Source organism: Streptomyces sp. NPDC014727, assembly GCF_043083485.1.
Classification (GTDB): domain Bacteria; phylum Actinomycetota; class Actinomycetes; order Streptomycetales; family Streptomycetaceae; genus Streptomyces.
In genome coordinates this window covers 459,924-475,204 of sequence record NZ_JBIBYR010000003.1, presented here as the reverse complement: position 1 = coordinate 475,204, position 15,281 = coordinate 459,924, and the positions used below count along the sequence as shown (strand labels likewise).

At 70.6% G+C, this 15,281-nt stretch carries 11 protein-coding genes and 1 pseudogene; 3 read left to right on the top strand and 9 right to left on the bottom strand.

The features are described from left to right. Nucleotides 1-46: 46 nt before the first annotated feature. Entirely contained in the window at nt 47-568 is a 522-nt protein-coding gene (locus tag ACF1B9_RS08205) for an ATP-binding protein (protein ID WP_391739719.1), read from the bottom strand. Between the two features lie 190 nt (nt 569-758). Further along, nucleotides 759-1,076: a hypothetical protein gene (locus ACF1B9_RS08200; protein WP_391739718.1), complete on the bottom strand. Its 318-nt coding sequence runs from the start codon at nt 1,074-1,076 to the stop codon at nt 759-761. A gap of 206 nt (nt 1,077-1,282) precedes the next feature. Here ACF1B9_RS08200 and ACF1B9_RS08195 point away from each other — a divergent pair, with 206 nt between their 5' ends. Then, on the top strand, nt 1,283-2,416 hold the full coding sequence (locus tag ACF1B9_RS08195) for a PLP-dependent cysteine synthase family protein (protein WP_391739717.1): 1,134 nt from the start codon (nt 1,283-1,285) through the stop codon (nt 2,414-2,416). A gap of 36 nt (nt 2,417-2,452) precedes the next feature. Here ACF1B9_RS08195 and ACF1B9_RS08190 read toward each other — a convergent pair whose 3' ends face one another. The 4 genes from ACF1B9_RS08190 to ACF1B9_RS08175 all read right to left on the bottom strand — a co-directional run bounded on the left by ACF1B9_RS08190 (nt 2,453) and on the right by ACF1B9_RS08175 (nt 5,970). Then, nucleotides 2,453-2,932 (bottom strand): SRPBCC family protein, encoded by a 480-nt coding sequence (locus ACF1B9_RS08190; RefSeq protein WP_391739716.1) that lies wholly within the window; start codon nt 2,930-2,932, stop codon nt 2,453-2,455. Nucleotides 2,933-3,033: 101 nt separating this feature from the next. Continuing rightward, entirely contained in the window at nt 3,034-4,530 is a 1,497-nt protein-coding gene (locus ACF1B9_RS08185; protein WP_391739715.1) for an SDR family oxidoreductase, read from the bottom strand. Nucleotides 4,531-4,597: 67 nt separating this feature from the next. Then, nucleotides 4,598-5,068: an SRPBCC family protein gene (locus ACF1B9_RS08180; protein ID WP_391739714.1), complete on the bottom strand. Its 471-nt coding sequence runs from the start codon at nt 5,066-5,068 to the stop codon at nt 4,598-4,600. Between the two features lie 65 nt (nt 5,069-5,133). Beyond that, nucleotides 5,134-5,970 carry a DeoR/GlpR family DNA-binding transcription regulator gene (locus tag ACF1B9_RS08175; RefSeq protein WP_391739713.1) on the bottom strand — a complete coding sequence of 279 codons (837 nt, stop codon included), beginning with the start codon at nt 5,968-5,970 and terminating at the stop codon, nt 5,134-5,136. 102 nt (nt 5,971-6,072) lie between these two features. Here ACF1B9_RS08175 and ACF1B9_RS08170 point away from each other — a divergent pair. Continuing rightward, nucleotides 6,073-8,549 (top strand): annotated as a pseudogene (locus tag ACF1B9_RS08170) (hypothetical protein). Here ACF1B9_RS08170 and ACF1B9_RS08165 read toward each other — a convergent pair. The 3 genes from ACF1B9_RS08165 to ACF1B9_RS08155 all read right to left on the bottom strand — a co-directional run bounded on the left by ACF1B9_RS08165 (nt 8,519) and on the right by ACF1B9_RS08155 (nt 12,445). Beyond that, entirely contained in the window at nt 8,519-10,945 is a 2,427-nt protein-coding gene (locus tag ACF1B9_RS08165; RefSeq protein ID WP_391739712.1) for a right-handed parallel beta-helix repeat-containing protein, read from the bottom strand. The pseudogene ACF1B9_RS08170 and the gene ACF1B9_RS08165 overlap by 31 nt on opposite strands. A 151-nt stretch (nt 10,946-11,096) precedes the next feature. Continuing rightward, on the bottom strand, nt 11,097-11,705 hold the full coding sequence (locus ACF1B9_RS08160; RefSeq protein ID WP_391739711.1) for a hypothetical protein: 609 nt from the start codon (nt 11,703-11,705) through the stop codon (nt 11,097-11,099). A 260-nt stretch (nt 11,706-11,965) separates the two neighbouring features. Continuing rightward, complete coding sequence (locus ACF1B9_RS08155; protein ID WP_391739710.1) at nt 11,966-12,445, bottom strand: DUF6643 family protein; 480 nt, start codon at nt 12,443-12,445, stop codon at nt 11,966-11,968. Nucleotides 12,446-13,659: 1,214 nt separating this feature from the next. Here ACF1B9_RS08155 and ACF1B9_RS08150 point away from each other — a divergent pair. After that, nucleotides 13,660-15,204, top strand: coding sequence for an FMN-binding glutamate synthase family protein (locus ACF1B9_RS08150; protein WP_391739709.1), 1,545 nt, complete (start codon nt 13,660-13,662; stop codon nt 15,202-15,204). Nucleotides 15,205-15,281 lie beyond the last annotated feature (77 nt).

Genomic DNA, 15,281 nt, shown 5'->3' with positions numbered 1-15,281 from the left:
AAGGAGGAGCGGGGCGTCGGCCGACGCCCGCTCCTCCTTGCGTCCGCTACCCGACCACCGCCGACCGGGCGGCGGACGGCGTGGCGCTCTCCAGGTACACGACGGCGTCAGGCTCGAACGGTCCGTCAGTCGTCGCCCCGTACACCAGGTGGGGCGGCTGTGCGGCGAACAGGGGAGGTGCCGGAAGCGTGAACCAGACGACCTTCCCGGCCCCGCCCCTCGGGCACACCCCCCAGCTCTCGCTGACCGCGGCGATCAGGGCGAGCCCACGCCCCGACGTGCTGGACGCGGTGGCCTCGCGCACGGTCGGCAGGCGGGGGTCGTGATCGTGGACGGACACCGTCAGCCGTTCGAGCAGCAACTCGATCTCGACGGTGCATGACTTGTCCGGCTGGGCATGCCGGTGGACATTGGTCAGCAGTTCGGTGACGCCGAGCGCCGCAGGGTCGATCAAAGGATCGAGGTGCCAGTAGCGCAGCTGCGCCGAAACGATTCTGCGGACCTGACCGATCCGCGACGGCAGGGCCTGGAGCTCCACCGTGCAGTGCCTGCTTGGCTCGCTGATCACGGCTGCGACTCCCCGAAATAGGTCCGGAAGAAGACGGAGGAACGGAGCCAGCGGACATCCAGCCGCTGAGTCCGGCCCGACGGTGCGGATCCGAGTGTCACCGCCGGTGAACCATGAGTGACTGTGACCAATGTCGCTCAGGGGTCACGGGTCCGCAACTCACGGTGCCCCTCCCGGCGGCACCGCCCCGTCAGATCATCCGGCCGCCCGCACTGCGCAGCGTTTCGAGGAACCTGCGCGTGGGCCCCGCCGTGTCCGGACCGTGATTGCGCTGCCCCATCGTCAGCCGGTACCGCGTCCCGTTGAGACGTGCCACGGTCGCACCGGCCCCGGCGAACCACGGCCTGCCCGCGCTGACCGCCACCACGGGGGCGCTGTCGATCTCCCGCCCGTAGCTGGTCAGCAGGGCCAGCCTGCCGTCCTTGACGATCACCTGCCCGGCCGTGGTGAGCGAGCGGGCCCACCGCTCGATCCGTACCCCCGTCGCGCTGAACTCCGTTTCCGGCATGGCCGCTTCGCCCCCTTCGTGGTGTCTCTGATGGGCAGTCTGCACAACCCGGGAGCGACGCGCCAGGCCGCGTCACGGCGCAATGTCACGGCCGCCCGGTCCGTCGAGGCCAAGGCGGGGCTATGGGACATCAAAGTGAACGTTTCTGCAGGTAGGGGGAATATCGTTGGCGGGCAGAGTCCGGTGACACGAGGAGGAACGCGCTGATGGGCACCAGTGAGCACACACATGACGGCCGGGCCGCGGCGACCATTGACATCGACCGTTCCGACCCCGAGTACCGGGCCTGGCTGAATGAGGCCGTGCGCAAGGTCCAGGCCGACGCCAACCGCTCCGCGGACACTCATCTGCTGCGATTCCCGCTCCCCGAGGCATGGGGCATCGACCTCTACCTCAAGGACGAGTCGACGCACCCCACCGGCAGCCTCAAGCACAGACTGGCCCGCTCGCTCTTCCTCTACGGGCTCTGCAACGGCTGGATCCGGCCCGGCAAGCCGGTGATCGAGGCGTCCAGCGGATCGACGGCCGTCTCGGAGGCGTACTTCGCCAAGCTGATCGGTGTGCCGTTCATCGCCGTGATGCCCCGCACCACCAGCCCCGAGAAATGCCGACTGATCGAATTCCACGGCGGCCGCTGCCACTTCGTCGACGATTCGCGAAGGCTGTACGAGGAGTCGGCGACGCTGGCCGCCGACACCGGCGGCCACTACATGGACCAGTTCACCTACGCCGAACGGGCCACCGACTGGCGCGGCAACAACAACATCGCCGAGTCGATCTACCAGCAGTTGAGACTGGAGCGGTACCCGGAGCCGACGTGGATCGTGGCCACGGCCGGAACCGGGGGCACCTCGGCGACCATCGCCCGCTATGTGCACTACATGCAGTTCGACACCAGGATCTGTGTGCCCGACCCGGAGAACTCCTGTTTCTTCGACGGCTGGACCCATCACGACCCCCTCGCCACCAGCGACTGCGGCTCCCGGATCGAGGGCATCGGCAGACCTCGGATGGAGCCGAGCTTCGTGCCCGGGGCCATCGACCGGATGATGAAGGTGCCCGACGCGGCCAGCGTCGCCGCCGTACGTGCCCTGGAGAAGGCCATCGGCCGGAAGGCGGGCGGCTCCACCGGCACCGGGCTGTGGAGTGCGTTCAAACTGGTCGCGGAAATGGTCGGGGAAGGTGCCACCGGCAGCATCGTCACCCTGATCTGTGACCCCGGCGACCGCTACCTCGACAAGTACTACTCCGACAGCTGGCTCGCCGCACAGGGCCTGGACATCGCCCCGTACACCGAGACCATCGACTCCTTCCTGCACAGCGGTGACTGGCCCGGATAGCCGACGGAACGGGGTCCGCGCGGTCCACGGCCGCTTTCAGGCCGTGGGCCCGGTCAGCCGTCCGTCGAGCATGCGCACCGCGTCCCGGAACGCCCGTCCCACCCCCGACCGGCCCAGCCGCAGCGCGAACCGGAAGACTGCGGAACCGTCCGCGGCGAACGTCCACCGCACCCGCGTCCCGGTCCCGGCGGGGGTGAGCCGCCACTCCTCCAGCAGCGCCCGAGCGCCAGGCGCGTTGGACTCGTCGACCCGGTAGGCGTACCGCTCTCCCGGCTCCGTCGCGAGGATCGTCTCGCGCAGTACCGTGCCCCCCTTGAGGCGGACCTCGCGCCCCGTGCCGGCCCGGGTGGGCCGGGCCGCCGTCACCGAGGTGAACCAGTCCGGCCAGCCCGCCACATCGTCCGCGAGCGCACGGTAGACCTCCTGCGGCGGCGCGGAGACCTCGGCGGCGAAGATCAGTCGCAGCGGAGCGGACTCGACGAAGTCGAGTTCCACGGAACGGAGTCGACGGAACACGGATCGCACCTCCCGTGCGGTCGGCGGCGGACGGTTCGCGCACACCATAGCTGACGTATCGTCAGATGTCCTTGCCTGTAGGTGAGTTACCTGGACCATCACTACGGGACCGCACGCGCGGCCGCGGTGATGTTGCGGGCCATCCCGCCGAACACCACCGAGTGGAACGGCCATACGCTCCACCAGTAGGCGTGGCCGAGCAGTCCGCGCGGATGGAACAGAGCCCGCTGCCGGTAGACCGTCCGCCCCTGTTCGTTCCGGTCCACCGACAGTTCGAGCCAGGCCGGACCGGGCAGCCGCATCTCCGCGCGCAGCCGCAGCAGCTCACCGGGAACGATCTCCTCCACGCGCCAGAAGTCCAAGGAGTCGCCCACCCGCAGCCGCTGCGCGTCCCGCCGCCCGCGCCGCAGCCCGACACCGCCGACGATCCGGTCGAGCCAGCCCCGCACGGCCCAGGCGAGCGGGAAGGAGTACCAGCCGTTCTCGCCGCCGATGCCCTCGATCACCCGCCAGAGCGCGTCCGGCGCCACCGGCACGGTCAGTTCCCGTTCGTCGTGGTAGAGACTGCCGCCGGACCAGTCGGGGTCGGTGGGCAAGGGGTCACTGGGCGCACCGGGCACCGCAGCGGACGACCAGCGGGTGTCGACCCGGGCGTCCTTGATCCGTTGGAGCGCCAGCCGCAGCGCCCGCTCGAAGCCGATGGATCCGCCGGGCGGGTCGGGCACATACCGGACGATGTCGTGCTCGCGACAGACCACCTCGTGGCGCAGCGATTCCGCGAGCGGCCGGGCGATGGAGGGCGGCACCGGTGTCACCAGACCGATCCAGAGACTGGAGAGTCCCGGCGTGAGCACGGGTACGGGAAGGATCACCCGATGCGGCAGACCGGCGATCTCGGCGTACCGCCGCATCATGTCGCGGTACGTCATGACGTCCGGGCCACCGATGTCGAACGTGCGGTTCACCTCGGTCGGCAGACGCGCGCAGCCGACGAGATACCGCACGACGTCCCGTACCGCGATCGGCTGGATCGACGTGCGCACCCAGCTCGGGGTGATCATCACCGGCAGCCGTTCGGTGAGATGGCGCAGAATCTCGAACGAGGCCGAGCCCGATCCGATGACGACCGCGGCCCGCAGCACGGCCGTCGGCACCCCGGAATCCAGCAGGATGCGCCCCACCTCGGCCCGCGACCGCAGATGCGGTGACAGTTCCCGCCCGGGCACCCCGGTCGGGGTGAGTCCGCCGAGGTACACGATCCGGCCGACCCCCGCGGCCCGCGCCTGCTCGCCGAAGATCCGGGCCGCCTTTCGGTCCTTCTCCTCGAACCCCGGGCCGGAGCCGAGCGCGTGCACCAGATAGTAGGCCACGTCCATGTCCCGCATCGCCGCGCGCACAGAAGCGGCGTCGAAGACATCCCCCTCGGTCACCTCGACGCTGTCCGCCCACGGGTGGTCACGCAGCTTCCGCGGGGCCCTGGCCAATACGCGCACCCGGTGACCGGTGTCCAGGAGTGCGGGCACCAGCCGGCCGCCGATGTACCCCGAGGCACCGGTCACCAGGCAACGCAGCGGCGTGTCACCGGAGGATTCGCTCACCCGGCCGAGTCTTCCACCGGGTCGCCGCACGGGGCCCGGTGGATCACTCCGAACGGCGGCACACGGGTCACCCGACCATGCCGGGACGCGGAAACGGACCGGCCGGACGGTCAAGCATGCCGTCGAGCACCCGGCCGAAGACCCGGCGGCCCGCCGCGGCGATCAACGGATCGACCCACCGCGGCAGCAGCCGGACACTCAGCTCCTCCACCCACACCACATGGGACCCGGAGTCCGTCGGATACACGTCGATCGACGCCCGCCCCAGCACCAGCGAACCGCGCTTCGCCAGCCGGCACAGCCCCGCCCGCCCGGCGGCGGGCGGCGTCCACCGCACCACTTCCATGGGGTCATCGAACCCGAGTGCACCCACACCCGTACGCGCCACGAAGACGGTCCCCGTCCCGGTCGGCGGCCCCGTGCGGACGGTGATCGTGGTCAGCGGGACGTGCGCCGCGTGCCGTTCCCAGTCGGTCACCCGGCGCCACGCCTCGGCCGTGGGAAGATGCGTGAAGCGCTCGATCCGGAAGACGGCCACAGCACGATCTTAGGCCGTGCGCCGTCCGGTCCAGGAAGAGCGGAAGCGACACACCGCCCGGCGCCTCAGGAGTCGCCGTCCTCGATGCCGCCCGTCACGAGCAGGCCCGGCAGATGCTCCTCGATCTCCTCGCGGGCAGCGGCCGACAGACCCGCGTCCGTCACGAACGTGTCCACCTGAGCCAGGGTGGCGAACGAACTCAGGCCCACCGTGCCCCATTTGGTGTGGTCGGCGACCACCACCACACGACGCGCCGACTGCACGAAACGGCGGTTGGTCTCGGCCTCCGCCAGATTCGGCGTCGAAAGCCCCGCCTCCACCGAGATCCCGTGCACCCCGAGGAACAGCACATCGAAGTGGAGCGAGGCGATCGCCTGATCGGCGACCGGACCGACGAGCGAGTCCGACGGAGTCCGTACCCCGCCGGTGAGCACCACAGTGGCGGCCCCGCTCCGCACTCCGCCCGCGGCCCCGGAACGCTGCGCGGAGTGGAACACATCCGCTACCCGCACCGAGTTGGTCACCACGGTCAGATCCGGTACGTCCAGCAACTGTTGGGCGAGCGCGTACGTCGTCGTACCGCCGGAGAGCGCGATGGCGCTGCCGGGCACGGCCATCGCCGCGGCCGCCCGCGCGATGTCCTCCTTGGCGGTCAGCTCCAGAGCCGACTTGGCCTCGAAGCCGGGCTCGTGCGTACTGGCCTCGACCACCGGAACGGCCCCGCCGTGGACCTTCTCGATCAGCCCCTGGCGGGCCAGCGCGTCCAGATCCCGGCGGATGGTCATGTCGGAGACGCTCAGCTTGCGGGTCAGCTCATTGACCCGTACCCCGCCACGCCTGCGCACCTCGTCGAGGATCAGGGCACGCCGCTGCTCCGCGAGCAGGTTCTGATTCTCGCTCAACGCCGGTCCTTCCCTCTGGCCGCGCGACAGTCTCTCTTCGGACGGGGTCATCCTGCCACGCGGTGTCGTAGGCCGTCGCACTGGGGAGATTCCGTGAGAGCGATGCGTGCACCGGTCCGCTTCCGTGATTCTGGTGACCGTGCATCAGCACGCCCCCCACGACCGAGAGAGCGAGTCACTCCAGTGCCATCTGACACCCAGGCCCCGCAGAGTCCGGGGCCCGCGCTGGAACTTCTGGTCCACGGCGTGGGCGGTGCCACCCCTCAGGAGATGCTCGACGATCCGCGTACGGTCCGGGTCACCGGCGACGCGACCGCCGCCATCTACCGGCGGGCCGAGGACATGGACGCCGAGCAGCACCCGGAGCGGTACCGCGACCGGCCCATCGCCGAGGCCTACTGCTGGTCCAACCTCACCTCCGGCAACGGCTCCCGCGCCCTGTGGCTGCTGCTGCTTCCGTTCATGGTCGTCAACCTCGCCCACTGGATGCGTCCCACCGCCCGCGCCCGAACCCGCGCGGTACGCCTGTACGGCGTCGTCGTCCGGCTCGTCGCGCTCAGCCTCACGGTCCTGCTGACCGCGGCGGCCTGCGAAGTGGCGCTCGATCTGACGGCCTGGCAGTGCGCGGGCGTGCCGGACTGCTCGAACCAGCGGTCCTGGCTGGGCTTCCTGTCGACCGCCCAGGGCGGCTGGTGGTCCCAACCGGGCCGGCGGCTCGCCCTCGCCTCGCTGGTGCCCACGGCCGTGGTGGGGCTGCTCTGGTTCCTGTCGAACCGGACCTGGAGCGCATACGAGTCACAGCGCCCGCTCACCGGGTCCGAACCGGACGACGCCGACCCGGAGACCGGACACGACCTGAGCACCCCCGGCACCGTCCCCGGTGGGCGGCCGGCGCTCGGCCGGCCCGGATTCTGGTACGGCCGCCGTCTGGTCGCCCGGCTGCGCGCCGCCCACACCGCCGCCGGATTCCTGACCGTCGCCGCGTCGGTCGCGGGCGCCGCGGCCCGCCACGACCGCGCCGTCAGCGGCCCCGTGCCAGGGCTCCTCGGCCGGCTGATCGAGGCGGCACTGGTCCTGGGCGCGCTCGTGGTGCTCTGGGTCGTCTGCCGCCGCGGCCGGAGCGAACGGCGCCTCGACAACCGGCTCGACCGGGCCCTCATCACCTATCTGCCCGGCGCAGCGCTCGCCCTGCTCGTCCTCGCCGCGGTGTACGCGTCGTGGTCGCGCCCCGCCTGGGTGTCGGCGGGCGCCCTGCCGGGCGACGTCGCCTTCAGCGTCGTCACCCTCGGCCAAGGAGTGCTCGTCGTCGTCCTCGCGGTGGTCTCACTGAGCCTGTACCGCCGTACCCCCGAACCCCGCACCGTCATGCACGGACTCGGCGGACCGGTCGTCGCCATGCTCGCGTGCGCCCTCGGCGGCGTCATGACCGGCGGGGTCGCCCAGCGCGTCGCCGACTGGCTCGACGGATCCGGTACCCCGGGCATGGGCAGGGGTTCCGCCATCGAGGGGCCGCCGGTGCTGCTCAGCTGGCAGGCCTCGGTCATTCCCGTGCTCCTGGTGCTCCTGGCGATTCCCGCCCTCCTGCTGCTGGCGCGCACCTGGCTCGCCGCCCGCGCCCTGGAACCCGACGTCGACCAGGAGTACGGGCAGGAGCGGCCGGACCCCGCCAGGACCCGGCAGATCGCCCGGGTCCGGGCCACGGCGGCCCTGACCGACTCCGCGCCCTGGATCCTCGGCCCGGTCTCCGGAGCCACGCTGCTGCTCGGCGCGGCGGCGGTCGGCGGGGCCTGGGTGAGCGGTGAGGTGCCCGGTCTGGCGCTCAAGGGCAGCGGCCCGTTCGCCGAGGCCGTGGCCGAAGCGGCCCAGTCCACCGGCTCCTGGATGATCGGATTCGGTTTCATACTCTTCGTCACCTGGGGGCGGCGCGCCTACCGCGACGCCTCCGCTCGGCGCACCATCGGCATCCTCTGGGACGTCGGCACGTTCTGGCCGCGCGCCGCACACCCCTTCGCACCGCCCTGCTATGCCGAGCGCGCCGTCCCCGATCTGGCGTCACGGATGTCCGGCTGGACCGGACTGACCCGTGGCAGGCTCGTCATCTCCGGCCACTCACAGGGCAGCGTCCTCGCGGCCTCCGCGGTCTGGCAACTGCCCGCCGAAACCCGGAGCCGGGTCGCGCTGCTGACCTATGGATCGCCGATCGAGCGGTTGTACGGGCGCTGGTTCCCGGCCTACTTCGGCCCCGTACCGCTGCACGGACTCCACCGGTCCGTGCACTGCTGGCGCAACCTGTGGCGGGCCACCGACCCGATCGGCGGCATGGTCAGGCTCGACGAGGGACCGGGGCCCGAGGTGGACCGGGGGCCGCTGAAGGACCCGCTGGTCTACGGCCGGACCCCCGAACATCCACTGCCCGAACCCGTTCTGGGGCACTCGGACTACCAGGCGGACCCGGTCTTCGCGGAGGAACGCGCAGCACTGCTGGACCGGCTCGCACCGGTCCTGCCCCGCCAGGCCGACGGGGCACAGGCCCCGAAAGCCCCCGGTCTCAGGGGAGCTCCGGCAGATCCTCCGGGTAGAGCAGGGTGAGGTCGTCCGTGCTCGGCTCGGCGAGCTGGGCGACCCGGCCCGCGTGCCGCTCCACCATCGATTCGAAGGTCTGCCGGGCCGTGCGGCCATTGCCGAACGCCGGGCCCTTGGGCAGCTCGGTGAAGTACTTCAGCAGCGCCTCCCCGGTCCCGGGGGCCAGGCTGTACTCGTGCTCGTCGGCCTGTTGCTCCACGATCCGCAGCAGTTCGGCGGGCTCGTAGTCGCTGAAGGTGATGGTCCGTGAGAAACGAGATGCCACACCGGGGTTGATGGTGAGGAACCGCTCCATCTCATGGGTGTATCCGGCGACGATGACGACCACCGCGTCGCGGTGGTCCTCCATCAGCTTCACGAGCGTGTCGATCGCTTCCCGGCCGAAGTCCCGGCCGGAGTCCTCGGGCGACAGGGCGTACGCCTCGTCGACGAACAACACCCCGCCGCGCGCCCGGTCGAAGGCCTCCTGGGTACGGATCGCGGTCGAGCCGATGTGCTCACCGACCAGATCGACGCGGGACACCTCGATGAGATGGCCTCGCTCCAGCACCCCGAGCGAGGCGAGGATCTCGCCGTACAGCCGGGCCACGGTGGTCTTGCCGGTGCCGGGGGAGCCGGTGAAGACGAGATGGCGTCGGACCGAGGCGGCCTTGAGCCCCGCCTCCTGACGCCGGCGGCCGACCTCGATCATGTCGGTGAGGGCACGCACCTCCCGCTTGACGCTGTCCAGGCCCACCAGCGCGTCCAGCTCCCCGAGGACGGCGTCCGAGGCGCGTACCGGCTCGGCGGCGGGCACCTCGGCGGGGGAGGACTCGACTGCGCGCGGCCCGGGGACCGCGCCGAGCAGCCCGGAGGGCGACTGGGTCGCCGTCAGTACGGCCGGGGCGGGCGGAGCGGGGGCGCGCAGCGCGCTCTCGTCGCTCGTGCAGTCCTCCACGACGGGCCCCGATCCCTGACCGTCGCCGCCCTCGGCGAACTCGTAGCCACCACGGGCGCACCGCTCGGTACGGCAGCGGGTCAGCGTCGTACGGCAGCCGTCCATCACGTGGAAGCCGTAGCCCTCGCTGCCGGTGACCCGGCAGCTGTGGAAGGTGCCGCGTCCCTCGGCGGAGACGTAGAAACCGGCCTCGGCGGGCGAGGTGACCGTGCAGCGCTCGATCGTCGGGTCGGCGCCCTTGGTGACGATCACTCCGGTCTGTGCCGCGTCGACGGTGCAGTTGTTCAGCGTGCCTCCGCTGCCGTGGTCGCGGAACCAGGCGCCCGTGGACGCCTCGCGGATGCGGCAGTCGTCGAGCTGGGCGGTCGCCCCGTCGCTCACCGACACCGCGGTGTTGCGGATCTGGGAGAGATCGCTGTCCACCACGTCGGCGCGCGATCCCCGGTCGAGCACGAAGATGGCGTCGGGTACGTCGTGGACCCGGCAGGAGTCCAGTATCACGGTCGCCCCGTCGCTCACCCAGACCGCCGGGTAGTCGCCCGTACTGTCGTGGATCTCGCACTGGTTGGCGTCGACACGGGTGCCGGGATCCCAGACGGAGAGACCGTTGCGGCCGAACCGGCGGACCGTGGAGCGGGTGAGGGTGAGGACCGAACGGGAACGCAGGTCCACCGCGTTCTCCGGGATGTCGTGGATGTCGCAGTCGGCGAGCGTCAGCACGGCGTCGGTGTCGAGGGTGACGCCGTCCGCCGAAGTGCGGTGCACCGTGCAGTCGGTGAGGTGGGCGGCTCCGCGGGCGGTCACCTGTATTCCGCTGCCCTTGATCTCGTACACCTCGCAGCCGACGGCCTCCAGACCACTGCCCTCGCCGGTGATGCTCAGCCCCGCGCCCGACGCGTGGTGGACCCGGCACCGCTCCAGCCGCGGATGCGCACCGTCACGCACCGAGAAGCCGGCCTGGCCGGCCGATACGACCTCGCACTGCTCGAACACGCCGCCCGCACCGTCGAGTACGGCGATGCCGGCGCCGGCGGGGTTGTCGACCGTGCAGCGGCGCACGGTCGGCCGGGCCGCACCGCGCACCTCGATCCCGGCGGCCGAACGCGTCACGATCCGCAGATCCGCGAGCTCCGGGGCGCCGTCCTCGACGAGCAGCGCCGGAGCAGTGGAGTCCTGCCCTTCCACATGCAGGTCCGAGACGACCGCGGAGGCGCGGACGGTCAACGGCACGCCGTCGACCGGAGCGATCCGCACGGAGCCGACCGAACCCTCGGGACCGCGCAGGGTCACCGCGCGGTGCAGGACCAGATTCTCCCGGTAGGTGCCCGGAGCGACGGTGAGGACGTCACCGTCCGCCGCGGCCTCCAGGGCTGCGGTGAGGGAGGCGTATTCGCCTGTGCGGCGCCGCCACCGCGATGTGCCGGTGTGCGTCACCTGGACCGTGCCCTGTGCCATGGCGCTGTTGTGTCCCCGCCTCGTGCGTGTGTGATGCCCGGTCACCGGCCTTCAGGCAGCGGCGAACCCCGGGCCCGCCCGCCGAGTAAGGGGGCGGGCCGGTCCACCGTAGCGCGCGCGATGGGCGGGAGTTGACCCGATCAGCAGCCGATCAGCTGCCGGTCCCGGTTCTGCCCCAGTCGGGACCGGCAGCTGCCCAGGCCCGGTCGATCCGGTTGTAGCGCTTGCGCACCATGCGCCAGACGATCAGACGTCGGCCTCCCTCGACCAGTCCGACGGCGAGCAGCGTCACCCCGAACCCGGCCAGCGCCGCATGCGTTCGAGCCGTGGGCGCGTCCATGGGGCGCAGCGCCGGGCGGCCGTCGAGGTCGGTCCAGATCTCCACGACGGCACCGGGACGGGTCTTCCGGGAGAGCGTACTCACCGTACCGTGCCGGTTCGTGCCGTCCGGAGCCTTCCATCGCGCGACCACCAGGGTCTGCGGGGCGTGCTCCGAGGACACCTCGGGATCGGTGACGAAATGCGGCGCGTCCGGTGCCCGGCGCACCACGACCGCTGTCGTGGCGCGACGCTGTGCCTGCTGGATGCGCACCGATTCCTGCAGGGCGTCGTCGGTGAGCGACCCGCACACCCAGCCCAGCGCCGGCGCCACCAGCACCATGAGCAGCAGCGCTACAAGAGCCACCCACGCCTCGCGCCGGTCGGTGGCGCGGCGCAGAGGATTGCGCCGCCAGCGCCACACTCCCGCAACCGCTCGCACAGTCCCGCACCCCCTTCCGTATCCCTCTTAACCCGATACGGCACGCTTCGCACGCTGAAGCGACGAAGAGAGAGCAACATCACCCCGCCCAACGCACGGACCACCCCCGTGAGTTCCCCGTCGGCCATCGGGGCTGACGGTCCGTCCGGGGCGTGCGTGCGGCGAGGAGGGCCGTTCGGCCCGGTGCGGGTACATCGAGGTCGCCGACGAGTCCCCATGGCTCGACGACGACCTCGATGCGACCGTCCGTGATGACCGGCTCAGTACCCCCGGCCCTGGTACGGGCGGTTGTACGGGTCCTCGTAGGGAGAGGGGGCCGGGGCGGGCCGCGGTGACGCCGGGCGCATGGCCTCGTACCCGGTGCCCGGCGCGGGCCGCTGCTGCTGCTGCGGCGGCGGATAGGGCGCCTGGTACCCGCCGCGGGCCGCGGTCGGCTGCTGCGGGATGTACGGGGCCGGGGCGTGCTGCAACTGTGCGGGCTGCATCGGCGCGTAACCCTGCTGCGCAGGCTGCGGTTGCCCGTACGAGGGGTTGGGCTGGGAAGGGGCCGCGGGAAGAGCCGGCAGCGCCGCCGGGAGAGCCGGCAGATAGCTGTTGCCGGTGTCATAGGCGGCAGGCACTCGGATCGGAGCGATCTGAGGGGTGCCCCGCTCCGCGACCAGGGAGTCGTAGATCGGAGTGTCGGGGAACGACGGGGCGGCGTAGTAGCCGCCGCCGTAGGTGGAGCGAGGGGAGGTCATGGCACCTAAGTTAAGCCCACGATGTGCTGGTTGGGGAGTCCCAATCTCGGGGTCATCCGTTTTACGCTACTTCTGTCGGCCTGACCTGCTAAAACATCGTCAAGGCTTCCGATAACAGCGGGGGCATTTCCGTTGAAGGGCCCATGACCAACGGAAAGCGGTGGATGGGCTGCAGGGGCGACACCCGCGTGGCACTCCCCAGGATGGAGGCGGCGGCAACTCGACACCCCTGAGACCTTCTTGGCGAAAGTTGAGCCAGCACTGCGCGCTGGGGCCGGACTCACCCTGCGCCGAGATCCCATTTCGTCGCGCCCCTGCACGCTCTCACTCGCACTCGATTCTTCGGTGCCGTCTCCGACCCGCTACTCCTCTCGCCCCTCAAGCAGGTGCGTCGCTGCTTCACGGCGCCCAGGCTGCGTGGCGGCCGGCGACCGACCTGCCGGTTCGATCGGCCTCGGCCCGCAGCGCCGACTGGCGTTCACCATCGTCCTGGCCCATCGGCCCGACCTACGTTCTGGACGAACCGGCCTCCGGAGTCGACCCCCTGTCCCGGGCCGGCCTGTGGGACGCCATCCACCACCAGGCTGCATCCGGCGCCGCCGTCCTGGTCACCACCCACTACGTGCAAGAAGCCCAGCAGTGCGACCGCCTCCTACTCATGTTGCACGCCACCGCCGTGGCGGAGGGCAGCGAGGGCGACATCATCGGTGTCACCATGACCTGCGAGGTCGCCCCCCCCGCTGGGCAGCCGCCCTCGCCGCACTGAACACAGGGGCCCGGCAGGTCCTGGTCGTAGGCGTGGAGGTGGAGGCGGATCCCGCGTGCGGTGACGGCCTGCCACTGCCTCGGCAACAGGTTCTGCTCGTCGAACGTGGCGCAGGCCGCCGCCGGGGCATGAGGAGATCGCAGTTACGAGATGCCTTGCTGTTCTTGCCGGATGGAGTCCTGGCAAGCCCGGGCGTCGGAGTCTCAAGGCATCTCTCTGTTCCTGGGGGCCTTCCACCGCGACGATCCGCCTGCACCTATGCCCGTGCCCTGGCGTCTGCCTGATTCACCTGTCGGACGAGCTGCTCACGAAAGCGCGAGGTTAATATCATTTCGCATTCTTTGGCGGACGCTGATGCCTGACTGGCAGCGCCCGTGGCCTGACGCCCAACACGACACGACGACGTCCACCGCATGGCGATGGAGCCGCTCATCGAGGAGGAACGTTCATGCACGCCCGGAGGATCGGCGCGGTCGCCGCAACAGCATTGGCGCTGGTGGCCGCCCGCGACCTTGTCCAGAAGAGGCACGCACTGCTCCGGAACTTCCCGGTGATCGGACACGCCAGGTACCTGTTGGAGACGATCGGGCCGGAGCTGCGGCAGTACATCGTGACCTCCAACGAGGAAGAGCGTCCTTTCAGCCGCGACCAGCGCACCTGGATCTATGCCTCGGCGAAGGAGGAGAACAACTACTTCGGGTTCGGAACCGACGTGGATGTCGAGCACGTGCAGGGGCACGCCTACCTGAAGCAGCGCACGTTCGCCGACACTCTGCCCGACGTGCACGACCCGCAGGCCCCACTGCCCTCAGCCAAGGTGCTGGGCGGGCCGCGTGGGCGCGCCAAGGCGTTCCGACCGGCGAGCGTGGTGAACATCTCGGCGATGAGTTTCGGATCGCTCTCCGGCGCGGCCATCACGGCGCTCAACAAGGGGACGGCGCTGGCGGGCGCGATGCAGAATACGGGCGAGGGCGGCCTGTCGCCGTACCACCGCAACGGCGGCGACCTCGTGCTTCAGCTCGGTACGGCGTACTTCGGCTGCCGCAACGAGGACGGCAGTTTCAACCTGGACAAGCTCAAGCATGTGGTCGGCGGCGCCCCGGTCAAGGCGATAGAGATCAAGCTCTCCCAGGGAGCCAAGCCAGGGCTGGGCGGGATGCTGCCGGGTGCCAAGGTGACCTCGGAGATCGCCGGAATCCGCGGTATCCCGGTCGGCAAGGACTGCGCCTCCCCGTCGCGGCACACCGCGTTCAACGACGTCGACTCGATGCTCGACTTCGTCGAGCTGCTCGCCACCGAGACCGGTCTGCCGGTCGGGGTCAAGAGCGCGGTGGGAGAGATGGGCTTCTGGCAGGAGCTGGCCACGCTGATGGCGCGTGGCGACCGTGGTGTCGACTTCGTGACGATCGACGGCGGTGAGGGCGGCACCGGGGCGGCGCCGCTGATCTTCACCGACTCGGTGTCGCTACCGTTCCGGATGGGCTTCTCCCGGGTCTATGGCACTTTCGCAGAGCTGGGGCTGACCGATGACCTGACCTTCATCGGCTCCGGCAAGCTCGGCCTGCCCGAGAACGCCGCGGTCGCGTTCGCTCTGGGTGCCGACATGATCAACGTGGCCCGTGAGGCGATGCTGTCGATCGGCTGCATCCAGTCGCAGAAGTGCCACACCGACAAGTGCCCCACCGGCATCGCCACCCAGAACCCGTGGCTGGCCCGCGGCCTCGACCCGACCTCGAAGGCCACCAGAGCCGCTGTCTACCTGCGCACCCTGCGCAAGGAGCTGATGAAGGTCTCGGCGGCCGTCGGAGTCGCCCACCCGGCACTCATCACACCCAACGACATCGAGATCATGAACGGCGACTACGAGGCCCGCACTCTGGCCGGCGTCTACGGCTACAAGGACGGCTGGGGCGAGCTCGGCCCGCAGCTCGCCGATGAGATCACCGCACTGCTCGCCACCAAGCCGACCTCCGTTCAGAAGCCGGTCGTCTGACGCACCGACAGTCACAAGCACGGCGCTCTTCAGACTTCCGCCCATGTGAGAAAGGCAGAGGGCCCCTGCCGACTGCC

What these genes read in the sequence shown, in the direction of transcription:
- ACF1B9_RS08200 (WP_391739718.1), bottom strand. Translation starts at nt 1,076, where the DNA reads ATGCCGGAAACGGAGTTCAGCGCGACGGGGGTACGGATCGAGCGGTGG.
- ACF1B9_RS08195 (WP_391739717.1), top strand. Translation starts at nt 1,283, where the DNA reads ATGGGCACCAGTGAGCACACACATGACGGCCGGGCCGCGGCGACCATT.
- ACF1B9_RS08165 (WP_391739712.1), bottom strand. Translation starts at nt 10,945, where the DNA reads ATGGCACAGGGCACGGTCCAGGTGACGCACACCGGCACATCGCGGTGG.
- ACF1B9_RS08155 (WP_391739710.1), bottom strand. Translation starts at nt 12,445, where the DNA reads ATGACCTCCCCTCGCTCCACCTACGGCGGCGGCTACTACGCCGCCCCG.
- ACF1B9_RS08150 (WP_391739709.1), top strand. Translation starts at nt 13,660, where the DNA reads ATGCACGCCCGGAGGATCGGCGCGGTCGCCGCAACAGCATTGGCGCTG.